Raw genomic sequence first — 23,961 nt, 5'->3', positions numbered from 1 at the left:
GAGTGGAGGGGTTAATCGAAAAGATAGGAATAGGTGTTGGCAACGCGATCGGTTTTTGTCAGCAATGCCTCAACAGTTTCAGTAACAGTTTCCCTGTCGACTATACCGACATCACTCGTCAGATAGTACTTCAACGCTCCGTCCTTGCTCGAATAAAGCCAGGAGACGCTGTACACTGAGCTGAGTTTGGGACGGTCACCGAATTCTTCGGCGCTCTCAATAGCAAGCACAATTTTTTTGCCGTCATCAAGCTTGAGATTGAAACGGGATGACGTGTTGATCATTTCTTTGAGTTGATACGCCAGCCGGATTCCAACAACATCGGAACCATCATGTTCAACAAAAAGAGGGATCTTTTTCGCATCACTCTCTGTTGTCCGTGGCGAATCGGGAATGGTGGCCGGTGTGTTTCCCGTGCTCGACGCCGCCTGAGCAAAAGCTGCTCCGGGGAGGGACAACAGAAGTCCAACAAGAAGTATCCAAATACGTACGCAGGGCATGTGTCCGTCCTCCATGAGGAAAACGCAGGTTGGGAGTAAGTGAACTCTGGGTCTCTTATAGTGCCCTTGACTGGAATTGACAAGCAAGGAGGATAATTGTTCTTTTCTTGTATTTGTTACTATTCTGGAGTCTGAACGATTCTTGACCAGTTCGTTTCAATTCTTTACGAGCAAATATTGTTTGACTCTTTTATCCCGTGATCAGCCTGTATGACCTTCTGAAGGAGATAAATGCATGCGTACTTTGTTTGGACTGTGTGTGATGATTTGCGCCATAATGGTTTCATCAATGGTTTCTGCGGCCGATGATCCTATTAAAATTGGCGCTGTATTATCTGTTACAGGCCCTGCATCTTTCTTAGGTGAGCCGGAAAAAAACACAATTTTAATGTTGGAAGAGCAGATCAATGCTGCAGGCGGTGTACTTGGACGCCCTGTAGACATTATCGTGTACGACGATGAAACGAATGTCAATAAAGCTGTTCTTTCTGCTGATAAACTCCTGAAAAAGGATAGAGTCGTTGCGGTTCTTGGTCCTTCTGTATCAGGAAACACTTTAGCTATCATGAATAAATTCGAGACAGCAAAAGTCCCGCTTATTTCATGTTCAGCCGCGGAAAAGATTGTGAAGCCGGTTAAGCCGTATGTTTTCAAAACGCCCCAGTCTGACCGACTTGCCGTTGGGAAAATTTTAGATTTTGCCAAGGTCAAAGGCCAAAAGAAAATTGCCATTATCACTGTTTCCAATGGCTATGGCCAGGCCGGTCGGGAAGTGCTCAAAGAAATGATTCCTGCGTCTGGTATGGAGCTTGTTGCAGATGAAGTCTACGGGCCGAAAGATACGGACATGACAGCCCAATTGACGAAGATCAAAAACATCGCTCCCGATGCCATCATCTGCTGGGGAACGAACCCCGGACCGGCAGTTATCGCAAGAAACCGTGTACAGCTTGGGATTACGACACCTCTTTATATGAGCCATGGTGTTGCTTCCAACAAATTCATCGAACTTGCCGGCGAAGCCGCCAATGGGTTGATACTTCCGGCAAGCCAACTGATCGTTGCCGACCAACTGGCGGATGACGATCCTCAAAAAGCGCTCCTTCTCTCCTATATCAAAGCGTATAGTGACGCATTCGGTACGCCGCCTTCAGCTTTTGGTGGATACGGACATGATGCACTTATGCTTGTTGTGGAGGCCATCAAATCTGCCGGATCTGCCGAACCGCACGCTGTGCGTGATGGTTTGGAAGCGACAAAAGACTTTCGCGGGATTACCGGCGTCTTCACCATGTCTCCGGAAGACCACAACGGTCTTGATTCGTCTGCTTTTGTTATGGTGGCGATTGAAAACGGGGCATGGAAGATTATCGGAGAATGACGCCACTCGTCAGCAAGTGACGTCCCTTTTCTTTTGGGGCAACGTAGTATATAAGCCCCGGTTGCGCCTGCATTTTGAACGCCAAACGGTGTGAACTTCCAGGCTTGATGCCTGGCAACGACAGGGAGTGCATCCATGTTACGACTGGGAATGCTGTTGCTTTGTATTCTGATGACAACGGGGACGGCGTTTGCCGACGATGTTGTGAAAATCGGTGCGGTGTTGTCCGTGACCGGCCCGGCATCGTTTATCGGCGAGCCCGAGAAGAATTCAATCGAGATGGTACGCGATGCCATCAATGCCAGCGGTGGGGTGCTCGGCAAGAAGATTGAAGTCATTATCTATGATGATGAGTCAAACGTGAACAAGGCGGTTTTATCCGTTGATAAGCTCATCAAAAAAGATCGTGTCGCCGTTGTGCTCGGTCCTTCCATTTCCGGCAATACATTGGCGGTCATGAATAAATTTCCTGCAGCCAAGATACCGATGGTTTCTTGTGCGGCAGCAGAAAAAATCATTAAGCCTGTCAATCCTTGGGTCTTCAAAGTGGCTCCGTCCGATCGGTTCGCAGTGCAGAAGATTCTGTCTGACGCCAAGGCCAAAGGGTATAAGAAGCTGGCAATCATTACCGTATCCGATGGCTTCGGCCAAGCCGGCCGCGAAGAGTTGAAAGACCTCATTCCGAGTTCTGGATTTGAACTTGTTGCCGATGAAGTCTATGGCCCCAAAGATACGGACATGACTGCACAACTGACTAAAATCAAAGAAATCAACCCCGATGCCATCATTTGCTGGGGGACGAATCCTGGACCGGCTGTGATCGCACGAAATCGTGTTCAGCTTGGCATGACAACACCGCTGTACATGAGTCACGGTGTTGCTTCCAAGAAGTTCATCGAACTTGCAGGGGAAGCCGCCGAAGGTTTGTTGCTGCCGGCCGGTCATCTTCTGGTGGCCAGTCAATTGCCCGACTCTGATCCGCAAAAAGCGGTGCTGCTGGACTACACCAAGCGCTACACAAAAATGTTCAAGAAGCCGGTGTCCACGTTCGGTGGGCATGGGAGTGATTCGTTGAACCTTGCCGTCAAAGCCATGGAAAACGGCGGGTCAACCGATTCGCAAGCCATTCGCGACAATTTGGAAAAAATTCAGAATTTTGCCGGTATTGGCGGCGTATTCTCTTTTACTCCGGAAGATCATGTTGGTCTCGATGAAAACGCCTTTATTATGGTTGTCATCGAGAACGGAGAATGGAAAATCGCGCAGAAGTAACTTATGACGTCTGGTCTTTTTCAATATCTTATATCCGGTCTCACTGTCGGGGCAACCTACGGTCTGACCGCCTTGGGCTTCACTATGATCTTCAATACCACGGGGATCATCAACTTTGCTCAAGGAGAGTTTGTCATGCTTGGGGGAATGCTCAGTGTCTTTTTTTATAAGACCGGCATTCCCTTGGGCCTGGCCATTGTTGCGGCCGTCTTCGCAACGGCCTGCATTGGAGGCATCATTGAAAGGTTGGCAATCAGACCGGTCAAGAATGCTTCTGCCATCAATCTTGTTATCATAACTATCGGTATTTCCATTTTTATTCGCGGCGTGGTGATGCTCACGTTAGGTAAGGATACGTTTTCCTTACCGTCGTTTTCCGGCGTCAGCCCGATTCTTTTCATGGGGGCTGCTATCCTGCCGCAAAGCATTTGGGTGTTGTGCATTACCTGTATCATGTTGCTTCTGCTGAAGCTCTTCTTTGACAGATCGATATACGGAAAAGCCATGCTGGCGTGCGCGTGCGAACAAAAAGCCGCGTATCTTGTCGGTATCAGTGTTGAGCGCATGGCCTTCCTTTCGTTTGCCATTTCCGGTTTTGTTGGCGCTATTGGTGGCGCCATTCTGACTCCTATTACTCTGACATCGTATGATGTCGGTATCATGCTCGGGCTCAAGGGATTCGCGGCCTGTATTTTGGGCGGTCTCGGCAACCCCTTCGGGGCGGCTGCCGGTGGTCTCATCTTGGGGGTGTTGGAGTCCTACGGTGCAGGACTTGTGGCCTCGGGATACAAAGACGCCTTTGCCTTTATCATTTTGCTCATCCTGCTTTTTGTCAAACCATCTGGTCTTTTTGGAAAGGCCGATTCCGAGCGAGTGTAAGCCGTGTTCCGCGTATCAAAAAATCTGCTGTCTGTGCTTGCGTTTGCCGTGCTGATGGTTGTCGCACCATTTTTATTGGCCAATGACTATTACATTTCGGTTCTTATTCTCGCCTCGATCAATGCACTCATTGTCATTGGCTTAAACCTGTTGCTTGGCTATGCAGGGCAGATATCCCTTGGACATGCCGCCTTCTTCGGTTTGGCCGCGTATATGACAGCAATATCCACGGTGACGTGGGGAATGCCTATTTGGCTGGGGATGATTCTTGGAGTCGCGCTTTCGGCCATCGTTGGATATGTCATTGCGGTACCGACGCTGAAGCTCAAAGGACACTATCTCGCCATGGCGACCTTGGGTTTCGGTATTATCGTCTATATCGTCTTCAATGAAACAATTGAGCTTACCGGCGGGCCTTCGGGATTTATCGGCATTCCTCGGCTTGAACTTTTGGGTTTTACTTTTGAGAGTGACCTCTCGTATTATTATGTCATGGTCGTGACATTAGTGTTGGGTGTTTTATTCGCGCTGAATCTTATCGATTCCAGAACCGGCCGTGCTTTGCGTGCTATTCATGTCAGCGAGAAAGCTGCAGCGTCTATGGGAGTGAACATTACCGGCTATAAGCGGTTCATTTTTGTTCTTTCTGCTGTTTTTGCCGGTGTTGCCGGGGTACTGTATGCACACTACCTTGGGTTCATTGCTCCGTCTTCATTTGGTTTTCATTTCTCCGTTCAGCTTATCACCATGGTTGTTCTCGGCGGCATGGCGAGTGTGTGGGGTGCTGTTGCCGGAGCATTCTTTTTGACCACCTTGCCAGAATTCTTACGCGTCCTTGAGGACGTGGATATTCTTGTTTATGGGCTCATCATGATCCTCTGCATGATTTATTTGCCCGGCGGTATTGCCGGCGGTTTGGAAAGCCTCTTCCGTCGTGTTCGCCAGTTTTTTTCGACCAAATCAGCGCAGCCGACGGATTCCGATAGCGCGGACCAGGACAATGGAGGGGCTCGTGTCCGTTGATCGTGGGACGAATCTGCTTACCATGCGTGATATCGGTGTTCGTTTCGGTGGTATTCAAGCGCTGTCCGGAGCCGATATTCAGGTCGATGAGGGGGATATTGCCGCGATCATTGGTCCCAATGGCGCGGGAAAAACGACATTGCTCAATGTCATCAGCGGTATGGTCCTTCCGAATGATGGGACCGTTCTTTTCGACGGACAGGACATCAGTACGCAACCCCCACATAAGCGCGCCAGACTTGGTGTGGTACGGACTTTCCAGAATCTTGAAGTCTTTTCCAACATGACCGTACTTGAAAATGTCATGACCGGAGCACACCGACTCGTCGAATACGGCGTTTTGGCCAGCATATTCAAGAGTCCAGGATATCATGCCGGGGAACGGCGTTTGCGTGAATTGGCCATAGATCGCCTTGAATTCGTCGGATTGGCGGATAAAGCCCATCATCCGGCCGGTGACTTGCCATACGGAAGTCAACGCTTGTTGGAGATGGCCCGAGCGATGGCGGCAAAGCCCAAGTTACTTTTACTTGATGAACCAGCTGCCGGGCTGAATACCAAAGAAACCGGTCGGTTGGCAGAAATCATCCTCGCCATGCGTGACGACTATGGTATCAGTATTGTCCTTGTCGAGCACGATATGGATTTGATTATGGAAATCAGTAATCCTATCACGGTGTTGAATTTTGGGTCCGTCATCACCACCGGTACCCCGAGAGAAGTTCAAACACATCCTGAAGTCATTGCAGCCTATCTGGGTGAAGACGATTAAGAGCCACTCACAAAATCTAGCCAGTCTTCGAATATGTTCTCTTTATTAGCGGAAGCTGTCGATGACGTCCGCTGGCTTTGAACGTATATTGATCCTTTTTTTCCTATCAATAATATCCTGATGGTACTCCGGAGACACATTTATCTTGTCTATCATGACTTTGAGATAACTCTTACTATGGATTTCAGAGCAAATGGATTGATAATGCGAGAGGAAAAGAAACTTTTAGTGCAAGACTCATTAATATTTTATGATCCATGATCGTAGTGTGTACAATGCTTATAATTCTGTTCTGTACTATTCAATAAACACCAATAAGCGATCTCTATGCATGCAGGAAGCATTGAAGCTTTGGTGTTTTTGATATGGGGTGAGGGTTGCTACACAAAAATGGGGGTTTTCAATCGTTTAAATTGATCGTTTAATTCAATGATTATTTCTTCCAGTGCTTTCTCAGAGAGGACAAAGAGTTCGCTATATGAGGTATCGAGAGGATGATTGAGACAATCAATGCCCGTTCCGACACCTTCCATCATAGCGAGAATATCGGCAATGTGGACAGTATAGACAAGCGAGCGCCATTCAGGGGCGGCGTGTTGCGGAGTGTGATGGAAGCGAATGGCTTGGATGAGTGGTTCAGGAAGGTTCCAATGCTTCGCGAGAGCATATCCTGCTTCGCAGTGATCCCCCCCTGCTTGGAACTGCTCAATGGTCCTGAAACCCTGTTCTTTTATTTCATTCGAAAATTCTTCATGCGAGATATTGCAACCGGAGAGCACTTCAGAGAGCACGGCTTTTCCAATATCGTGCAGTATACCAGCCGTAAAGGCCAGCTCGCTGCTTATAGGATATTTTGAATATTTGACGATTTCGCGAGAAGCCATCGCTGTATACAGCGCATGAAGCCACAATTCGCCACGTTCTGCTTCATAGCCAGGAAGGGGGACGCCATAAATTGCTGGAGAGCAAGTCGCCAGGGCCAGAGCAACCACCATTTTTAGGCCGAGAAAGGAAACGGCCCGCGAGACCGAGGGAATGGACTTGCCGAGACCAAAAGCCGGTGCATTGACCATTTTGAGGATGTTAATGGTCAATGCCGGATCTTGAACGACAATTTCAGCTATTTGCTTCATCCCCATCGTTTGCGTTTCCATTCCCTCCAATAACGTGAAGGCACTTTGGGATAACGGAGGGATTCGCTGTATGGATTTGACGATTTCGCTGTATATGGTCATGTTCGGTAGTGTTTTGTCATCTTATACTTCCCAGCATCCACGTCCTGGTGATGACACATGAACTTTGCCCGTGTCTACTGAAATAGAAACGCTACGATTGACATTTCCTCCAATATCCATCGCTGATGCGCTCAATCCGAGACGTTGTAGTATTAATTTTGCAGCATCGACATTACGCTTTCCGATATCAAAAGCTCCTGAACTATACAACGCACTGGCCCCTCCGACAATCTTGGCGATGATCCGTGTCTTTGCATTGCGCTGTGAATTTTGAATCAGCATTCCCAGCAATGTCGGGACGCCACTGTCCGCAAAAAACGCGGGTTGGTGTCTGGTATAGGACGGCTTAATGTTGGAGTCCGGTAACGCAATGTGAGCTAACCCCGCAACTTTATTCAAAGCATCGTAAAGAATAACAGCAACACTTGAGCCAAGCGATACTGATTGAAGGTGATGCCCAGCACTTTGGGATACGGCAACATTCCCGATATCCACCGTGGAGACGTTGATTATTTCATGACATTGCGAAGGGGGAGAGGTCGAACCGTGATGGGGCATGCTGTTGGGCTTCTCGTGATTCATGGTGGACTCCTTCTGTCCCCTGTTTCTTACCGGGGCGTGACATCGCCCTCGGAGAGAAGTTCAAGGACAATTTCGCGCGAACAGAAGAACAACGTGAACAAATTTGAAACGGAAAAACGGATCAAAGTCAAAGTACGTCGGTATGCGAAAAACTACAATGGGGAACTGAACTGTATTTTAAGGAAAAGAAGAAAGGCGAAGTGAATATGGACAGGGGAATATTGGGGGAAATGCAGAGGACGTTACATTTCCCCAAGAGGCTTAACGCTTATGGTTAGCTGGCGTTCTTATACAATTCCCACGTCGAATTGAAGGCGTTGTCATACGAACGATTTTCCATGTTTTTTCGGGCGACTTGACTCATGCGTGTGCGCATTGCGGTATTTTCAAGCAGATTTTCCATCGCATCGGCGAGTTTCTCCGCGGTGATGTCTCTGACAATAATACCGGTTTCACCATCGTTCATATTTTCTTGAGGACCACCTACATCCGTTACAATAACAGGCAGACCCGAGGCTTGCGCTTCGAGGATCACATTGCCAAACGTGTCGGTGGTGCTTGGAAAAACAAAGAAGTCACATGAGGCATACAGCGTGGCAAGATCTTCGCCTTTGAGATAACCGGTAAAAAGGCAATTCGTGTTTTTGAGCTTTGTCCGCATTTCTTCACGGTAGGGCCCATCGCCCGTAATGACGAGGCGAGCGTCAGGATGCTGTTCCGAAAGTTTCGAAAATGCTTCGGCTAGAATGTGAAGATTCTTTTCTTTTGAGACGCGACCAACATAGAGCATGTTGATCTTCTTTTCAGCATTATAGCGCTTTTTGAGAAAGCCGTTTGCTTTTGTCGGATGGAAACGGAGTGTATCAACACCGCGAGGGAAGATAACAAGCTTCTTGGGATCAATACCTTTCGCCGTCAGTTCTTCTCCGGAGTTCTTCGACGAAACGAAGACCTTGTCCATCTGGTTGTAATACCAGATCATGTATTTCCACATCACGTCTTCCATGGCATCGTCTTCCGTCAAATATTTCGCATACTGCGGAAAGGCCGTGTGGTAGAATCCATTGATCGGCAGTTTCAAAATTCGCGAGATGGCGAGAGCCGCCAGGCCGATGGGGCCGGGTGTTGCTGAATTGATGAGGGTAAAGCCGTTCTCATAGACATATTCAAGCATATCGAGAAACGGAGGATAGAAAAATTGCTGGCTCGGATATTCGGCGAGCTTATAGCTTCCTATCGGCTCAAAATTTTTGACAACATGTCCGTTTTCAGACTTCTGGCCACAGGTGATCAGTGTCAGATCTTTATGGTGTTTGTCGGCCAACTGGGCAAACATCTGCATCGTGTGAGCCACCCCGTTGACTTCGCTAAACGTGTCAGTGAAGTGGGCGACTTTGGGATGATTGCTCCGGCTATCAGGTGATTTTCCGGAAACAGCGGCCAGAGCCTCGCGACTGAATGCGCGATCTTTGGTGAAAATTGTATAGGCGACAAAATAGGGTGCCAGGACGGTGTAAAGGGCACCGGCGGAGCCAATGCATTGAAAGATATCGAAGACATTGGCACCGGAAATATGATTGAGCAAATGGTTGCCAAAGACCGAAAGCACATTGTTGGAAGCGCGGGTCACAAAGCGAAACCAATCATTTTCCAAAGGATTGTCCTGATTCTTCGGACCATGCTTTGCCATAAGAAACAAGCTGGCGTCTTCGTAGATGAGTTTTTCGGCTTCGTACTTGAAGAGTTGATCCAAAGACGACGCATCTGGCTTTTTCTTGCGCCGCATGCCTCCCCAGAAAGCCTGCAATTTGAAGAATACCCCTGTTTTGTCCGTTGAATTTCCCGACAGAAAGCGGTCGATAAATTTGAGAAAGACATCTTTATCAACATAGCGTTCCAGTCGAAATTTATTTTTATAGTATTGGTAGGCAATGCTATAGAGATTGTGTGCCATTGTTTTCGGATTAGCCGGACGACCATCCGGACGGCACGTCCCCGAGCCAATGCCATCGAGAAATTCGGTCAAAGTGGTCGCACCAGGAACAAGTGTGTACATGCTCGCTATATTGAGCGAGCTGTGATCATCCGATCCGCCCGTGAGATGTTTGACCCATGGCTCTTCAAACTCAGGTTCAAAGCCATAGCGATTGGATAAACGATCAATATCTTCTGACGTCAGATTGTCGAGAATGGAGCGGAGAATGTCATTCTGATAGGCATCACGTGTTCCATTGAGTTCAAAATTTTTAAAGAGGAGAAGCAGTTGCTCAAAATGCTCGATGGTGAGCTTGTCATTGACGGCGAAGAGTGGGTGAGCAACAATGTGCGTTATGTGCTGCTGACGCAGAAATGGAACAAGTTCGTAGATATTATCTCTATATTTCTGAATTTCACGATGATGCGCTTCTGTAATATTTAAAGCCAGTACATGGATTTTACAGCGATCTTCAGGGAAATAGGCAGTAATTTCTTCGCTAATGAAAAAGTCGTCTAAATGCGCTAATTCCAAGGCTCCGGCAATGGTATTATGGTCGGATATCGTCACCATCGACATGCCGCGTTTTTTGGCGATCTCATAGAGCTGTCGTGTTTCTGTAAAACTTTCCGGGCACCCGAGTTTTTGTAAAAACCATTGTGACGGGCGTGTCGAATATTTTGAATGGACGTGCACGTCTATTTTCATGGTCTTCCCCTTCGTTGCGGTGTTCACGTATCACCTTACGGCAATGCCTTTCAGCATGTCTCAAACCGGTCAAACATCGTATGTGAATATCATTGCGATGGAACATGACCGTTCTCTCGCCTTGTGGCTTTGACGAATTGATTCGAATCTCGTTTGGATGTCGATTATCAGGCGGATGTACGCAGAGGAGATGAGAAAACAGACCACCCTGTATGCATCCGGGTAGGATGTAGTCTCGAAAGCAAATCGATGTGTTACAAAAAATGAATCATTGGGTGACAATTCCCAACGATATGATGACGAATGCGATGAAAAAGAGAAGGGTAAAGTTGTCGAAAACCCGCCTTCGCAATCTAATAGCGAGTGACGGCGGTTTCACTGGCAAAAAATTCGTACTGCTGTGGATCGATTCCTGCTTGTGCCTTTTGGGCGCGTGATGAGAACATCGAATGATACCCAAACGTGATATAGGTTTCATCAGGAGTCGTTTTATTGTTCTTGAGAAAGAAATCGAAGGGAACCCCGTTTTGTCCAGGGTTTTCGCGGGGAAGATATTGTTTTTCGTCCATATCAACAATATGGCCTTCGGCATCGGTCAGATAAGCATACAGAGTTAATTCCTCCACATAATCGACCCAGGCCGGAAGATTTTCCAATCTCGCATAGGCCATTCCCTTGACGCCAAGTTTATCGTGAACGGCAACGGTTTCATAATCAAACCGCCAGAATTGCATGCTGACCGATTGATTGGTTCCTGCTTTCCACGGCGTTTTTTTGAGGTGCTTGACCGAAGGCGCGGCACAAGCTGTAAGCAGAAACAGAGCCAGACCGAATGATATCCATCGGGTTTTGGCATTCATGAGCGTTTCCTCCCGCTTTTCCGGCCGGATTTTACACGTTGCAAAATCGGCTCTGTTTCATGAGTTGTTCAATACCGTTGATTACTTCAAGCTCGGTGGACCCATAACAAGCATTTGGGCCAATGTCAGGTCGATACGTGGCGGTGGCGTCTTGCGTTTTCCTAGCAGTTCCATTTCCAGGCCCGCCAATGCACGATACATTGCGGTCCTATCCATTACTGGAGCTTCAGGATTGGATTCAAAAAGTTTTTTTGCTTTGAAACATCCCTGAAAATGCTGCAAGCCATTGCGAGAAAGAATAACGTTAGGAACGCCATGTAAACGGCAAATCATCAGACGATGGTCATATACAGCACATCGCCCATCATCATTGAGCGGACACATGACTGTCGGAACTTCTCCACGAGAGAGTGATTCTCCGACGGCTTCCACATATTCTTTGGCACGTTCAATATATCGCGCACGGGTCTCTTCCGGGAGAGCTTCAAGCCCCCTAAAAAGATAGAGCCATTCAATATGGGTATGGTGCTGGAAGTAACTCGTACAGCAATTATTTTCACAGTCAACACATGATAAGCCAAGTGCTGATGCAGCATTGGTATATGCAGCATCCATTTCTTGGTAGAGTTTTCCAAGTCGTTTGAGGACAGCGTCGGTCTTACGTCGAGAAATCATAGGGAAAGTTGATCCTTCAGCATTGCAAGACAGGTCTCTGGAGCCTGCTTGTCGGTTTCAATGATAATGTCGGCAGCTTTTTCGTAAAGAGGTGTGCGTTCGGTGTACACGTCTTCAAGAGTCAAACCGTTGGGTTTGATGAATGCGCGAGCATCGACGTCGCCGAGTCTCTCACGAAAGGTTTCCAGGTCAATTTTGAGATAGACCAGCTTGCCGAGACGTCGTAAGTGTTCCATTGCCTTTTGACTATAGATGACACTTCCGCCTGTGGCGATAATGGATCGATAGACGAAGAGATCGCAGACAACGGATTCTTCAATCTTCAAAAAATCATCCAGACCGTCTTTTTTAAGCAATTGCCCTAAAGACATACCATACGTTGCTTCTATCAATCGGTCTGTGTCGAGGTATGCCCAGCCGGAAGCCTCAGCGAGAAGTCGCGCCAAGGTGCTTTTCCCAGCTCCAGCCATACCAATGAGGCTTATAGACGCCATATTTTCTGTGATTTTCGTTTGCAGCTCGGTCATGGTGTTCGGATTGTCGCATGCGCGTCTTGAAATGAAAAGACACAAGGTTGAAAAAATCGGGTTGCAACATCAGGCGATTAGTGTCACCACCGGGCTCGTGTCAAGCCATACGAGCGTTGTCTTTGGGCGGTGTTTTCGTTACTTTATTCTTTCCCGCTATGCACTGCCGGCGTTTTGCCGTTTTGGATGAGGACAACCGTATGTCTGAAAAAGCAACGGAATTAGTACGTGAGTATGGCCTTGAAGGCGCACGACTGCGTGAAGACTTCTTTTCGCAGCATAGTGCGCATGTTGTGGCTGTAGGCAGAGCCTTGGCTCTGTCATTGGCGAGAGGGTGTAAAATCTTTTTTTGCGGAAATGGTGGAAGTGCGGCCGATGCGCAACATTTGGCCGCTGAATTTGTCAATCGCTTTCAATTGGAGCGGCCACCGTTGCCTGCATTGGCATTGACCACAGATACTTCAGCTTTGACAGCCATTGGAAATGATTACGGTTTCGATTTGATTTTCGAAAAACAAGTCCGTGCTTTAGGGGCTCCGGGAGATGTGCTCGTCGGCATATCGACATCCGGTTCAAGCCCCAATGTTCTTGCTGCCATGCGGGCTGCCCGCGAAAAAGGAATGCTTACGGTGGCAATGACCGGCCGAAACGGCGAAATTGTGCCACTGGCTGACTATCCCATTTTGGTTGACCACGATGTCACCGCGTTGATTCAGGAAATCCATATCGCTGTGGGGCATATGTTGTGTAAACTCGTCGACTTCTTTTTATTTGAAGCCGTCAATGAATTACGCCCTTATCTCGATGGAAAATAAATACGACGGAGATGTGTTATGCCCATTTATGAATATGTTTGCGACGAGTGTGGCAAGGAGTTTGAAGAAATCGTTTTTGGTGATCCAGAATCCGTTCCCTGCCCCAAATGTTCCTCGACCAAAACACACAAATTGATGTCTCGCTGTCGGACCGGCCGTTCGGGTGGGGAACTTGGCCCCATGACGAGTTCGGCGCCCAGCTCAGGTGGTGGCGGATGTGCCGGGTGTTCCGGGGGATCGTGTTCTACCTGCGGCTAGTTCTAGCATGTCATTGCGTGCGGCGTTTCAGTGCGCATTCTGATTGAAGTATTCTTTTTTGACGTAAGGAATCCGAATCATGTCTAATTCGTTGACCATTGCCACACGAGGCAGCAAGCTGGCTCTCTGGCAGGCCCATCATATTTCCGCTCAACTTGTCGCGTTGCACCCCGGACTGGAGGTTTCACTTGAAATCATCAAGACCAAAGGCGACAAGATTCTTGATGTTCCATTGGCGAAAGTCGGTGGCAAGGGGTTGTTTGTCAAAGAAATCGAAGATGCATTGCTTACGGGGCATGCTCATCTTGCTGTACACAGCATGAAGGATGTGCCTGTCGAACAACCCGATGGCCTTGTCCTTGGGGTTGTTCCGGAACGTGAAGATCATGCCGATATGCTGCTTTCCGTCAAATATGACGGCCTTGATGCCTTGCCGCACGGAGCACGAGTTGGAACAAGTAGCTTGCGTCGACAGTGTCAATTGATGGGGTTGCGACAAGACCTTTGCATTGAGTCATTACGAGGAAATCTCGACACGCGAGTCAACAAACTCCTTGAAGGGCAATACGATGCTATCGTCGTTGCTGCTGCCGGTTTGAATCGGCTTGGCATCACGACTCCCAAGATGTTTCGCCTTGAGCCTCCTGTTTTTTTGCCTGCAGTGGGGCAGGGAGCGCTCGGCCTGGAGTACCGGGCCGATGATACGCGTGTTGCCAGCCTTGTCGCGCCGTTGAATCATAGCGATACCGCTGATTGCGTCGCTGCAGAGCGGGGCTTTTTGACCGGCCTTGATGGAGGTTGCCAAGTTCCCATTGCGGCTCACGCCCGCTTTATTGAGACTGGAGATTTGCGTTTGACTGGTTTGGTTGCCGATCCCGAAGGGCAGCGTGTCATTCGCAAAGAGGTGGATTTTGTGCGGTCTGAGGCTTTTGATTCTGGAATGACGTTGGCTGCTCAAGTCCTCGAAGCTGGGGGCCGTGCTATTCTGGATGAGATGTACTCCAGCTCAAACTGAATATCACCGTGCGCTATATCTCTCGAGACCGCCTGACGGATATTCTTTTCGGTGCGCTTTTTGCCGCGGTCATGGTCATGATGTGTGTCATGGCCATGACAAGCCGACTTAATGCCCATCCTGACGAGCTTCATCATGTCGATTCCGGTCGGTATTACATGAAATACTGGGATCCACCGAGTATTGGCGATGAACGCACGATTTTTACATTCAGCAAATACGGGGTGTCGTATCTTTATCAACTTGATGTCGTGTATTTTCTGGCCGGGAAGTTTGCGAAACTGACATCAGCCTTTTTTCCTCACGACTATCAAGCCTTACGTTTTTTTAATATTGGTCTGTTTTTTATCTTGATTCTCTTGTTTTATCGCTTACCGCGACAACGGCGAATTGCGTTCGTCCCGTTGCTCCTGACGCCGCAGCTTTGGTACGTGTTTAGTTATTTCAACGGGGATGCGTTCCCGTTTTTTCTTGCCTATGTCTGTGTGTATATGCTGTGCCGGGACCGGTACACCGTTCCACCCGCGGCTTTGAGTCTCAAAGATCCTTTTTTTCGTAAACTCTTGTTTTTGGGAATGGTCATCGGTCTCATGGCGGTATCGAAACGTAACTATTATGTTTTCTTATGTTTCTTGCTCGCCTTGTTTGGTGAAAACGCTTATTTTGACCATGCTTTGAAACCTATTCTCAAAAATCTTGCCGTTGTTGTTGCGATCTGTTTAACGCTTGTTACGCTTCGTGTCGGCCTTGATGCCTATGTGAATAAATCCGTCAATCAAGACGCGCTGTCACACTATGCCGAGACGTTTGCAAAAAACGAGTTTAAACCTTCAAAAGTTTACAGTGGGGAAGCCTACTTCGGCTATAATATGCGCGAACAAGGCCTGTCTTACAGTGAGCTGTTTACAAAGTGGAATTGGCATATTTGGACGTTTCGAACAAGCTACGGGGTGTATGATTACATGAAGATTTATGCCCCGTATATTTACTACCGTTGGGTTGGCTATGCGCTCATTGCGTTTTTGCTTGTTCAGCTTGTCCCGCTTGCCTTTTCGTCGACGGAACATCGGTGGATGCTGGCCACTTTGGTCTTCTTTTCCGGCGTCACGATATTTCAATCGACCTGGCATTCATGGATATCGGATTTTCAGGCCCAAGGTCGGTACCTCTTTCCCATTCTTCCGATGCTGGGGCTCTCCTTGGCCCAAACCGGAAGAGCGTCTCTTTCGTCGAAGCCGCTTACCATACTTTTAACTCTGATTCTCTTTGGATTTGGCACATATTCCTTCATTTGGATTGGCCTCGCCAATATTGCCAAAGGATAGTTCGTACATTCTATAACGACAACGGCGGCAGAGGGGGTTCCCCCTTTGCCGCCGTTGTCGTTTGCTTTATGGTATAGCCTGATTAGGATGTGGATACTCCAGCTTGAGAGAACGTTGCCATATTATTAAATATGTCGGCAGCACTTCGCATGACGAACAAGGCCATGGCTGCGCCTGTGCCTTCTCCCAACCGCATTCCTAAGTGAAGTAACGGCTCCATTCCCAGGTGCGATACAGCGGCTGCATGTCCTGGTTCTGCAGATTGGTGGCTAATAAAACAGTAGTCTTTGACAAGAGGACAGATACGCCATGCCGCCGTATAGGCTGCAGTGGAGATAAATCCATCCACAGCGACAGCCATACGATTTTTGGCCGCGCCAAGAATAAGCCCGGCGATAGTCGCAATTTCAAGGCCACCCAACGCAGCAAGAACGCGCACCGGATCACCACTCACGACAGCGCTTTCATTGGCACGCAGGCCTTTTTCGATGATATCGGCTTTCCTGCGTACAGCGCTGACATCAAGGCCTGTCCCTGGGCCTGTCAGCAAGGAGGGAGACAAGCCGAGATAAGCGCAATACAGAGCGGTTGAAGGCGTGGTGTTGCCGATCCCCATATCGCCTGTTCCTATAGCGGCGATACCCTCGCTTGCTGCTTGGTCAGCGAGTTCGATACCATTGACCAGAGCCTGCTCGCATTGTTCTCTCGTCATGGCTGGACCGGTAAGAAAACTAGAGGTTCCTTGAGCGACACGTTTTTCAATGAGCTTCGGGTGAGCTTCAAAGTGATCTCCACAAACACCTGCATCAACAATTTTCAAATCTATCCCGGCTGTTTGCGATAAAACATTGATGCCCGCTCCACCATTGAGAAAATTATAGACCATTTGGCGGGTGACTTCCTGAGGGAAGAGACTCACTCCTTCAGCGGTCACGCCATGATCTCCTGCGCACGTGTAAATGCGGGCAGGGTCGACTTTGGGAGCATTGCCCTCGGCAATTCGGTATAGGTTGAGTGCTATTTCTTCGAGACGCCCCAAGCTCCCGCGCGGTTTAGTCAGGTCATCAAGGTGCGCTTGGCCTTTGGCGATAAGGTCTTGATCAAGAGGTGTGATAGCAGCAATGGTGGACGCGAGAACAGTATGCATGCAGATGAATCCTTCGGTTGATAGTCATAATGAACAAGCAACGGCAATGAAAAAACAAAGGCGGAAATTCCGCCTTGAAAGTATATGTGGCCGAAGGCAATGCAGCCTTCGGCCCAAAGAATCGTGCGTGATATTTTAGGATTCCAAATCAGACTGGCCCGTCGTCGAAAGGGCACGTTGCCAATACAGAGACCCTGGGTCGATGGTCTTACGAGCTTTTGTGACAAGGTGCAAGGGGACGTGAACATTGCGATCGTGCCAGCGACTGACCATGAGGCCGGTTTTCCCAGCCATTCCTGCGTGCACCGCATTTTGGGCTAGAGAGCCGCAATACACGCTGTCTTCGGTATTTGCAGGGATTGAGCGGATAATATAGCTCGGATCGATAAATTTTAAGGTCAGGGGCCGTTGTCGCTGCTTAAAATGTGCCTTGATGCGGTTTACAAGCAGACCGCAAATGTCGCCGAGGATGGGATTTCCTGAGGCATCGACGCCACCGTTTTCCGGCAACAAATGCTGACCAGCACCTTCAGCAACAACAATGACGGCATGGCCACGACGATCAAGCCGTTCTTCCAAAGCGCTGAGCAGTCCGGTAGGCCCCTCCAATTTGAAGGGGGATTCAGGGATAAGGACAATATTGACATCCTGCAATCCCAAGGTCGCTTCTGTTGCGATAAAACCGGAATATCGGCCCATAACCTTGACGAGACCGACCCCAGCCGGAGCACCTGTGGCTTCCACGTGCGCGCAGCGAATTGCTTCGGTCGCTTTATCCACTGCCGTATTGAAGCCAAATGTACGGCTGACAAAGTGGATGTCGTTATCAATGGTTTTGGGGATGCAGACAATCGAAATATCAAGTTGGCGAGACTGGACTTCTTTGTAGATTTTTTCTGCGGCGCGCATGCCGCCAACGCCGCCGATCAAAAAGAGAATGTCGATGTTCATTCTGTCCAATGCATCGACAATGGTGACGATAGATTGCGGTCCGCGGGATGAACCCAGAATAGAGCCGCCAAACTCATGAATGCTGGATACCGATCTTGGTGTCAGCTCCATGACATTATGTCTGAATTCCGGAATAAAGCCGCGCAATCCATAGCGAATACCGATAGTGGCAGCTACACCGTACTGATAGTGAGCTTCATTGACAATCGATCGAATGACATCGTTTATACCGGGACAAATTCCTCCACAGGTGACGATAGCACATTTTGTTCTGGGAGGATCGAAATAGATCGATTGACGTGGCCCCGCTTCTTCAAACGTAACGGGTTGCGAGTCATGAAAGCAAAATTGTTGCTTTTCAATAAAAATAAGTACGCCATCTTCATCGGTAATGTAATGATTTGTTTTTTTGGTTGAGGAAAACCGTGGGTTGCCCAACGTATCAATACATGTCCCATCAGGACATATAGGGGATTGTTTGGTGACGTCTTTGGAGGATTGTTCAACAACGTCTTCGGAGGGTTGCTTGACGACCTCTTCAGGGGATGGTGACGTGTGTTCGGTCATGGCGACTCCTCGGTCGTTTACACGGTTGACTGGATAGTCGAATTTTAGCCCGCACAGCCGGGATTGACAAGACAGGTCGAGCGGATACAACGAAACAAAGGGGAGGAGACATGAGAATATTCTTTTTTCTTCCACCGTTACGTAAAATGACGGGGGGATTATATGTACTCGGCACAATCGCTGATGCACTGGCCAAACAGGGATTCAATGTGTTCTTTGTTCCACGCGACGAACATAATATACCGGCTTTTGAAGGCGAAACAAAGGCGATTTCTCATATTCCGTTGAATCTTTTACAATTGACTTCCGACGATGTATGGATTGTGCCAGAAGGATGGCCCAATGCGTTGGCTCCTGGTCTTACGGCCAAGGCTCGTTGCGTTGTCTATTGCCAGAATTGGGCATATTTATTTTCCGGACTCCCGGAACATGTTAATTTACGCTCTCTCCCCGTTTCTTTTATCGCCGTCTCCAATCCTGTTGCACTCTATATTCAGCAAACACTCGGGAGTATTGCTCCGATTTTACGCCCTGGTATTGATCGTTCTCTTTTCCGTGCTCCTGATGCAAAGCCCGGAGGTGTAGTGCGTATCGCCTATATGCCCCGCAAGAATAAAGCACAGGTTGAACAGATCCGATCTGCCGTGATGGCAATGCACACCGGCCATCAAGCAGACAGACCGCAAATCCATTTTATTCCAATCGCCGACATGGACAAGTCCGGTGTGGCGAGAGTGCTTCAGTCTGCCCATATTTTTCTGGCGACGGGATTTCCCGAAGGTTGTCCGCTACCTCCCCTTGAAGCAATGGCGTGTGGATGTATTCCTGTCGGATTCGCTGGCTTTGGAGGTTTCGACTATATGCGTCAGGCGATTCCAGATGCGCCAGGGGCGTTTGATCCATGGTGGAATCTTCCATCGCTTGACTGGGGGGGCAACAGTTTTATTGCTGCCGACAACGACGTTTTAGGAGCAGCTTGTCTGCTTGACAGAGCCGTCGAATTGCTTCATTCGAACAAACTTTTTTGGGAGACGATTGTTGAACACGCTCAAGCGACAGCTCAAGCATACGATATGGATGCTCATCGTCACAATGCCGTTGCTGTGATCGGCGGGATGGCGACGTAGAGTGCTCCGTAAAGGAGGAGCGTTCTTACCTATGAAGAGGAGAGCGTGCGTTCTTGATCCAGTGCTTGGCGGATAATATGGGCAAAGCGTTCTTCAACAAGCGGTTTCATGGCGAACTCGGTAATACCGAGCTTTTGGGCCTGTTGTGGAGACATATTCTCTGAATATCCCGTGATGAGAATTGTTGGGATATCAACACGTAGTGCCATCACTTCGGCAAGCAACTCGGCCCCTGTCATCATGGGCATCGTTTGGTCGGTAATCACGAGGTCGAAATCGTTTGGGTTGTTCATAAAGCACCGAATCGCTTCCACCGGAGAGGTAAACGCTGTGACTGTGTACCCAAGACCGGTAAGCATATCGTACGCCATGGATGTGATGAGCTCTTCGTCGTCAATAAAAAGAATACGCTCTGTTCCGCCTTCCGATGACTTTTCTTCGACATGAGGCGTTGTCTGGGACTCGGCATGCTTAGGAAGCAGAACATGGAAGCGGCTGCCAACATTGAACGTGCTTTCCACATGGATTGTCCCGCTGTGATTCTTGACAATTCCATGAACCACGGAAAGCCCCATACCCGTTCCTTCACCCATCTCTTTGGTTGTATAGAATGGGTCGAAAATTCGATCGATTATCTCCGTGGGGATGCCATGCCCGGAGTCTGATACGATAATTTCAAGGAAGTCTGAGGGCTGTTTGGAAGGATTACCAGTTGTAAGTTCCACGGGAAGCTGCTCTGCCTCTTGGAGCTCGATTTTGAGTTGTCCTCCGTTTTCACGCATGGCGTGGGCCGCATTAGTGCAGAGGTTCATTAAAACTTGGTGAATCTGAATGGGGTCGCCCATAATGGAGTCAGACGGTGCCATGATGTTCGATTGAATCTGGATGTTTGGCGGCAATGTCGCCTTGAGCATCTTTTGAATTTCTTTAATCAGGTTGCTGATATGAACAACCGTCGTCTCCTGTTCAGTTTGTCGGCTAAAGGTGAGTATTTGCCGAACCAATTCAGAAGCACGCATGCCGGCAGATTGGATTTGGCGAAGGTATTCTTCGAGCTTGCTGTCTTTTTCCGTTAAATTAAGGGCAAGACGAGCAAATCCGAGAATAGCAAAAATCATGTTGTTGAAGTCATGTGCAATACCGCCAGCCAGGGTGCCAAGAGCCTGCATTTTTTGGGCTTGTCGGAATTTCTTTTCAAGCTCCGTACGCTCGGCTTCAGCCTCGATGACTTCTGTGATGTCAACAGCAACGCCCAGTACCTGGCGTTTGCCAGGCAAGGGCAGTTTTGTTTTTGTAAACCAGCGTCGTTCTCCTTTGGGAGCGGGGATACTGGTTTTCGGGACAAACAAAGGATTCCCCGAGTCGATGACTTGGCGATCTTCTCGAAGGTAGGGTTCTGTTTCATCGGCGTCGGCATCGGCATTGAAATCCGCTCCACGTCGACCAACAAGGCCTTCCGGAGTGGAACCATAGAGGGTGGCCATGGCTTTATTGACAAGAATGAACGCACCGGTTTCGTCTTTAACGAAAATAGGGCACGGCACGGTATCGATAATTTGTCGCAGAAAGGCTTTGTTTTCCCGTAATTCTTCTTCGGCAAGCTTGCGTTCTGTAATGTTTTGTCCTACGGCCTGATACTCGATCAATTGGCCTTCTTCATCGAAAATAGCACGGTGTGTCCAGCGTTGCCATTCTATGCGTCCGTCGTCGAGGATAACACGATGCTCAAATGTAGTAACCGGATTCTCTTTGGTCAGGCGGATGACGTGCTGTCGAATGTGTTCGAGATCCTCTCCTGGGATATGAGGGATATAATTGGTATTGAGTAGGTCCAATCGTCCTTTGCCGACAAATCGAACATACGCGTCATTGACGTAAGAAAGCCGTCCATCGGGTAAATAACGACAAATGAGCTCGGTCTGATCTTCCAAAATGGCGCGGAATCGCGCTTCACTTTTCGTAAGCTGAGTTTCTATACGTTTGCGTTCATTGATTTCAATAATAAGTTGCTCGTTTATGTGTCGCAATGTTTCTGTACGCTGTGCAACGCGTTGTTCGAGCTCATCTTTGGTCTTTTGAAGCTCTCGTTCAGCGCGTTTATATACCGTAATGTCACGCAACGTAAGCATACGAGCCGGATTACGTTCCCAAAAAACCGGCGTTTCACGGAGTTCCGCAATGATGGAACTGGAATCATGAGGCTGGAGTTCTATTTCCTGCGGTTTGTCTGCGGCGGAAAGACTAAGGTGTTGTCCGACAAGCTCTTCACCTTCACGTTGAAGCATATGCCGTGCGGCAGAGTTGGCATACAGTACATGGCCATCAGGGTCGGTTACAATGAAACCATCGACATTTTGCTGAATAAGCGCCCCAAGGCGTTCTTCATAATGGAGAAGATGCCCAACGCATTTATCGTCAGGTCCGTTGGGGTCAATCTGATCAAAAAGCGGAGGGGGGCAATCTCGACTCATGGTGAGTGCTCTTCATGTTGAACTTTCATGGACCGGGGACATCGTTCCTAGGTACCCTGTTGACACATTACAAAAATACGTGAGCCTTATTGCGACTTGTATAACTCTCCTATAGGGGAGAATCAACCCGAGAAACAAAAACATTTCAGACTTAGACGTATTGGTTTGATATGAAGTCTGGAAGAGGAGAATATGTATTATGGTAACGTTGTTTACTCAAGTGTACTTGAAGTTTTTTTTCTTGTTGACTCCTTTTTTTGCTATTTCTACGTTTTTAGCTATGACGTCAGAGTATAATCCCAGTGCAAGACGTCGGCTTGCCGTCAAAGTTACCGGAGCTGTAGTAATTATTACAATTGGTCTCTTTCTCTTTGGATCGTCTATTTTTAAAATTTTCGGTATTACATTGGATGCATTTCGTATTGGAGCTGGATCACTGCTTTTTCTCTCTGCAGTATCTCTTGTTCAGGGTTCACGAAAGAATCCAATGGAAGATAAGACGGATGATATTGCCGTTGTACCATTAGCTCTTCCTGTAACCGTCGGTCCAGCAACAACCGGTGCTCTTCTCGTCATGGCGGCAGACATGCAAACAATTGGGCAGATGACCACGGCATCGGCAGCCCTTATCGGTGCCTGTCTGACTGTGGGAACTTTGCTGTATATGGCGGGAGCCATAGAACAGATTCTGGGCCAGCGTGGTCTTGTTATCATGAGTAAACTTACCGGTCTCATTCTCGCTTCCATTGCCGCACAACTTGTGTTTACTGGGGTTCATAATTTTATGGCACAGTAGTGTTGCATGATGTGAATGGATTTTAGCAATTGGACATAGTTGATTTGTAGATGTGTATCTTGGTCTCTCGTTCACTTTTTAACTGTGTAACTTGGGAGTGATCTTCAGTATGAAAGAATTTTTACTTCCCTTGATTATTTGCCCTGAGCATATTGCAACACAAACTCCGCTGCATTTCCATGAATCGGACGTATGTTATTCTGGTGATGATATTTGGACGGGAAATCTTATTTGTCCACAGTGTCAAGCTATCTACAGCATCCGCGACGGTGTGGCTGATCTTGCGCCCGTTGCAACACCTCGGCCGGCTGTGCAAGGAAAATACGAGTTAGATTCCACAGTTGGAGCGTATCTCTGGAGTCAATTTGGTGACTTGTATACCGAAGATACAGCAATATTGAATGAATTGGTGAAACCGAGTGATGCGTACGCGTCTTGGGCAAACTTGTTTTCTTTTGGCGAGGGACCATTTCTCGATGTGGGCTGCGCCGTGGGCCGACTTGTTCTTGAAGCGGCTGGTCGCGGGCTTCTTGCTGTTGGGGTGGATTTGTCTCATGCTTTCATATCTGCGGCTCGGTCACTTGTTCGTACTGGTCGCATTGATACACTTTTAACGGTTGAAGGGCAGATTACACAGCCGTTTTCTTTTGCCTTACCGAAGAGACTGCGAAACGAAACCGTTGAGTTTATTGTCGGTGATGCTCTTGCACTGCCGTTTCGTTCTGATTGTTTTGCCAGCTTGGCTTCCTTGAATATTCTCGACAAAGTACCATTTCCTCTTCGCCATCTTGAAGAACTCTCGCGTGTTGGCCACCAACACGGGTGTGAGTTGGTGGTTTCTGATCCATATTCCTGGTCGTCCGATGTTGCCGCTCCAAGCGACTGGCTCGGTGGAACGTTGGAAGGTCCGTATGCTGGGCGTGGCATCGACAATGTTCGCGCACTCTTGGCCGGACGTGACGGTCATATTAATCCTCCGTACACGACAGATTCATGTCCGGATATTCCTTGGACCATCCGAAATCATACGCATCACGCCGAATATATTGTAAGTCGTCCGCTTTATGCGACCCGATAAGAGAAAACCACCCGCCACTGTT

The 23,961-nt window shown here is 48.4% G+C and carries 22 protein-coding genes; 12 read left to right on the top strand and 10 right to left on the bottom strand.

What is annotated here, in order from left to right; all coding sequences use genetic code 11:
* Positions 1 to 11: 11 nt before the first annotated feature.
* Positions 12 to 500: a hypothetical protein gene (locus G451_RS28635; protein ID WP_051261348.1), complete on the bottom strand. Its 489-nt coding sequence runs from the start codon at positions 498 to 500 to the stop codon at positions 12 to 14.
* 235 nt (positions 501 to 735) lie between these two features.
* Between G451_RS28635 and G451_RS0109930 the strand changes: the two genes are divergently transcribed.
* The 5 genes from G451_RS0109930 to G451_RS0109910 all read left to right on the top strand — a co-directional run bounded on the left by G451_RS0109930 (position 736) and on the right by G451_RS0109910 (position 5,827).
* On the top strand, positions 736 to 1,881 hold the full coding sequence (locus tag G451_RS0109930; RefSeq protein ID WP_027184142.1) for an ABC transporter substrate-binding protein: 1,146 nt from the start codon (positions 736 to 738) through the stop codon (positions 1,879 to 1,881).
* A gap of 150 nt (positions 1,882 to 2,031) precedes the next feature.
* Positions 2,032 to 3,153, top strand: coding sequence for an ABC transporter substrate-binding protein (locus G451_RS0109925; protein WP_425387497.1), 1,122 nt, complete (start codon positions 2,032 to 2,034; stop codon positions 3,151 to 3,153).
* A gap of 3 nt (positions 3,154 to 3,156) precedes the next feature.
* Positions 3,157 to 4,032 (top strand): branched-chain amino acid ABC transporter permease, encoded by an 876-nt coding sequence (locus G451_RS0109920; RefSeq protein WP_027184140.1) that lies wholly within the window; start codon positions 3,157 to 3,159, stop codon positions 4,030 to 4,032.
* A 3-nt stretch (positions 4,033 to 4,035) separates the two neighbouring features.
* Complete coding sequence (locus G451_RS28630) at positions 4,036 to 5,055, top strand: branched-chain amino acid ABC transporter permease (protein ID WP_425387493.1); 1,020 nt, start codon at positions 4,036 to 4,038, stop codon at positions 5,053 to 5,055.
* The gene (locus G451_RS0109910; protein ID WP_425387491.1) at positions 5,045 to 5,827 is read left to right on the top strand and encodes an ABC transporter ATP-binding protein; all 783 of its coding nucleotides are present in this window, start codon (positions 5,045 to 5,047) and stop codon (positions 5,825 to 5,827) included. Before G451_RS28630 ends, G451_RS0109910 begins: the two co-directional genes overlap by 11 nt.
* Before the next feature lie 380 nt (positions 5,828 to 6,207).
* Here the strand turns inward: G451_RS0109910 and G451_RS0109905 are convergent, their stop codons facing one another.
* From G451_RS0109905 to thrB, 6 genes are all read right to left on the bottom strand, one after another.
* Positions 6,208 to 7,062, bottom strand: coding sequence for an HDOD domain-containing protein (locus G451_RS0109905; RefSeq protein WP_034641598.1), 855 nt, complete (start codon positions 7,060 to 7,062; stop codon positions 6,208 to 6,210).
* A 21-nt stretch (positions 7,063 to 7,083) separates the two neighbouring features.
* Complete coding sequence (locus G451_RS0109900) at positions 7,084 to 7,644, bottom strand: chemotaxis protein CheD (RefSeq protein WP_051261347.1); 561 nt, start codon at positions 7,642 to 7,644, stop codon at positions 7,084 to 7,086.
* Between the two features lie 274 nt (positions 7,645 to 7,918).
* Positions 7,919 to 10,327, bottom strand: a complete 2,409-nt coding sequence (locus tag G451_RS0109895) for a glycosyltransferase (protein ID WP_027184136.1) — start codon at positions 10,325 to 10,327, stop codon at positions 7,919 to 7,921.
* A gap of 353 nt (positions 10,328 to 10,680) precedes the next feature.
* Positions 10,681 to 11,187 (bottom strand): hypothetical protein, encoded by a 507-nt coding sequence (locus tag G451_RS0109885; RefSeq protein ID WP_027184135.1) that lies wholly within the window; start codon positions 11,185 to 11,187, stop codon positions 10,681 to 10,683.
* A gap of 81 nt (positions 11,188 to 11,268) precedes the next feature.
* Positions 11,269 to 11,862, bottom strand: a complete 594-nt coding sequence (locus G451_RS0109880) for a hypothetical protein (protein WP_027184134.1) — start codon at positions 11,860 to 11,862, stop codon at positions 11,269 to 11,271.
* Complete coding sequence (gene thrB / locus G451_RS0109875; protein WP_051261346.1) at positions 11,859 to 12,389, bottom strand: homoserine kinase; 531 nt, start codon at positions 12,387 to 12,389, stop codon at positions 11,859 to 11,861. Before thrB ends, G451_RS0109880 begins: the two co-directional genes overlap by 4 nt.
* A 200-nt stretch (positions 12,390 to 12,589) precedes the next feature.
* Between thrB and G451_RS0109865 the strand changes: the two genes are divergently transcribed.
* The 4 genes from G451_RS0109865 to G451_RS0109850 all read left to right on the top strand — a co-directional run bounded on the left by G451_RS0109865 (position 12,590) and on the right by G451_RS0109850 (position 15,802).
* Entirely contained in the window at positions 12,590 to 13,204 is a 615-nt protein-coding gene (locus G451_RS0109865) for a D-sedoheptulose 7-phosphate isomerase (RefSeq protein ID WP_027184131.1), read from the top strand.
* An 18-nt stretch (positions 13,205 to 13,222) separates the two neighbouring features.
* Entirely contained in the window at positions 13,223 to 13,462 is a 240-nt protein-coding gene (locus tag G451_RS0109860; RefSeq protein WP_027184130.1) for an FmdB family zinc ribbon protein, read from the top strand.
* A gap of 79 nt (positions 13,463 to 13,541) precedes the next feature.
* On the top strand, positions 13,542 to 14,477 hold the full coding sequence (hemC, locus tag G451_RS0109855) for a hydroxymethylbilane synthase (RefSeq protein ID WP_027184129.1): 936 nt from the start codon (positions 13,542 to 13,544) through the stop codon (positions 14,475 to 14,477).
* 8 nt (positions 14,478 to 14,485) lie between these two features.
* The gene (locus G451_RS0109850; RefSeq protein ID WP_245587801.1) at positions 14,486 to 15,802 is read left to right on the top strand and encodes a hypothetical protein; all 1,317 of its coding nucleotides are present in this window, start codon (positions 14,486 to 14,488) and stop codon (positions 15,800 to 15,802) included.
* An 82-nt stretch (positions 15,803 to 15,884) separates the two neighbouring features.
* On the opposite strand, the gene cobT is transcribed toward G451_RS0109850, so the two are convergent.
* Positions 15,885 to 16,949, bottom strand: a complete 1,065-nt coding sequence (gene cobT, locus G451_RS0109845) for a nicotinate-nucleotide--dimethylbenzimidazole phosphoribosyltransferase (protein WP_027184127.1) — start codon at positions 16,947 to 16,949, stop codon at positions 15,885 to 15,887.
* A 135-nt stretch (positions 16,950 to 17,084) separates the two neighbouring features.
* On the bottom strand, positions 17,085 to 18,467 hold the full coding sequence (locus tag G451_RS28625; RefSeq protein ID WP_084448485.1) for an ATP-dependent 6-phosphofructokinase: 1,383 nt from the start codon (positions 18,465 to 18,467) through the stop codon (positions 17,085 to 17,087).
* A gap of 110 nt (positions 18,468 to 18,577) precedes the next feature.
* Here G451_RS28625 and G451_RS0109835 point away from each other — a divergent pair, with 110 nt between their 5' ends.
* Entirely contained in the window at positions 18,578 to 19,594 is a 1,017-nt protein-coding gene (locus G451_RS0109835; RefSeq protein WP_027184126.1) for a glycosyltransferase, read from the top strand.
* 29 nt (positions 19,595 to 19,623) lie between these two features.
* Here the strand turns inward: G451_RS0109835 and G451_RS32585 are convergent, their stop codons facing one another.
* Positions 19,624 to 22,065 (bottom strand): hybrid sensor histidine kinase/response regulator, encoded by a 2,442-nt coding sequence (locus G451_RS32585; RefSeq protein ID WP_051261345.1) that lies wholly within the window; start codon positions 22,063 to 22,065, stop codon positions 19,624 to 19,626.
* Between the two features lie 199 nt (positions 22,066 to 22,264).
* On the opposite strand from G451_RS32585, the gene G451_RS0109825 reads away from it, so the two are divergent.
* Both G451_RS0109825 and G451_RS0109820 read left to right on the top strand, forming a co-directional pair.
* On the top strand, positions 22,265 to 22,861 hold the full coding sequence (locus G451_RS0109825; RefSeq protein WP_027184125.1) for a MarC family protein: 597 nt from the start codon (positions 22,265 to 22,267) through the stop codon (positions 22,859 to 22,861).
* Positions 22,862 to 22,970: 109 nt separating this feature from the next.
* Positions 22,971 to 23,939: a class I SAM-dependent methyltransferase gene (locus tag G451_RS0109820; RefSeq protein ID WP_027184124.1), complete on the top strand. Its 969-nt coding sequence runs from the start codon at positions 22,971 to 22,973 to the stop codon at positions 23,937 to 23,939.
* The last annotated feature ends 22 nt before the right edge of the window (positions 23,940 to 23,961 follow it).

The sequence above is a fragment of the Desulfovibrio inopinatus DSM 10711 genome (assembly GCF_000429305.1).
In the GTDB taxonomy this organism is placed as follows: Bacteria; Desulfobacterota; Desulfovibrionia; order Desulfovibrionales; family Desulfovibrionaceae; genus Alteridesulfovibrio; species Alteridesulfovibrio inopinatus.
Note: the sequence above shows the minus strand (reverse complement) of the source record. Positions and strands in the feature narration are given on the sequence as shown.

Excerpts from the sequence above, each read along its gene's own strand:
- G451_RS0109930 (WP_027184142.1), top strand. The coding sequence starts at position 736 with ATGCGTACTTTGTTTGGACTGTGTGTGATGATTTGCGCCATAATGGTT.
- G451_RS28625 (WP_084448485.1), bottom strand. The coding sequence starts at position 18,467 with ATGACCGAACACACGTCACCATCCCCTGAAGAGGTCGTCAAGCAACCC.
- G451_RS0109920 (WP_027184140.1), top strand. The coding sequence starts at position 3,157 with ATGACGTCTGGTCTTTTTCAATATCTTATATCCGGTCTCACTGTCGGG.
- G451_RS0109900 (WP_051261347.1), bottom strand. The coding sequence starts at position 7,644 with ATGAATCACGAGAAGCCCAACAGCATGCCCCATCACGGTTCGACCTCT.
- G451_RS0109820 (WP_027184124.1), top strand. The coding sequence starts at position 22,971 with ATGAAAGAATTTTTACTTCCCTTGATTATTTGCCCTGAGCATATTGCA.
- G451_RS0109905 (WP_034641598.1), bottom strand. The coding sequence starts at position 7,062 with ATGACCATATACAGCGAAATCGTCAAATCCATACAGCGAATCCCTCCG.
- G451_RS28635 (WP_051261348.1), bottom strand. The coding sequence starts at position 500 with ATGCCCTGCGTACGTATTTGGATACTTCTTGTTGGACTTCTGTTGTCC.
- G451_RS0109835 (WP_027184126.1), top strand. The coding sequence starts at position 18,578 with ATGAGAATATTCTTTTTTCTTCCACCGTTACGTAAAATGACGGGGGGA.
- cobT (WP_027184127.1), bottom strand. The coding sequence starts at position 16,949 with ATGCATACTGTTCTCGCGTCCACCATTGCTGCTATCACACCTCTTGAT.
- G451_RS0109860 (WP_027184130.1), top strand. The coding sequence starts at position 13,223 with ATGCCCATTTATGAATATGTTTGCGACGAGTGTGGCAAGGAGTTTGAA.
- G451_RS0109895 (WP_027184136.1), bottom strand. The coding sequence starts at position 10,327 with ATGAAAATAGACGTGCACGTCCATTCAAAATATTCGACACGCCCGTCA.
- G451_RS32585 (WP_051261345.1), bottom strand. The coding sequence starts at position 22,065 with ATGAGTCGAGATTGCCCCCCTCCGCTTTTTGATCAGATTGACCCCAAC.
- G451_RS0109885 (WP_027184135.1), bottom strand. The coding sequence starts at position 11,187 with ATGAATGCCAAAACCCGATGGATATCATTCGGTCTGGCTCTGTTTCTG.
- G451_RS0109865 (WP_027184131.1), top strand. The coding sequence starts at position 12,590 with ATGTCTGAAAAAGCAACGGAATTAGTACGTGAGTATGGCCTTGAAGGC.
- G451_RS0109880 (WP_027184134.1), bottom strand. The coding sequence starts at position 11,862 with ATGATTTCTCGACGTAAGACCGACGCTGTCCTCAAACGACTTGGAAAA.
- thrB (WP_051261346.1), bottom strand. The coding sequence starts at position 12,389 with ATGACCGAGCTGCAAACGAAAATCACAGAAAATATGGCGTCTATAAGC.
- G451_RS0109825 (WP_027184125.1), top strand. The coding sequence starts at position 22,265 with ATGGTAACGTTGTTTACTCAAGTGTACTTGAAGTTTTTTTTCTTGTTG.
- G451_RS0109925 (WP_425387497.1), top strand. The coding sequence starts at position 2,032 with ATGCTGTTGCTTTGTATTCTGATGACAACGGGGACGGCGTTTGCCGAC.
- hemC (WP_027184129.1), top strand. The coding sequence starts at position 13,542 with ATGTCTAATTCGTTGACCATTGCCACACGAGGCAGCAAGCTGGCTCTC.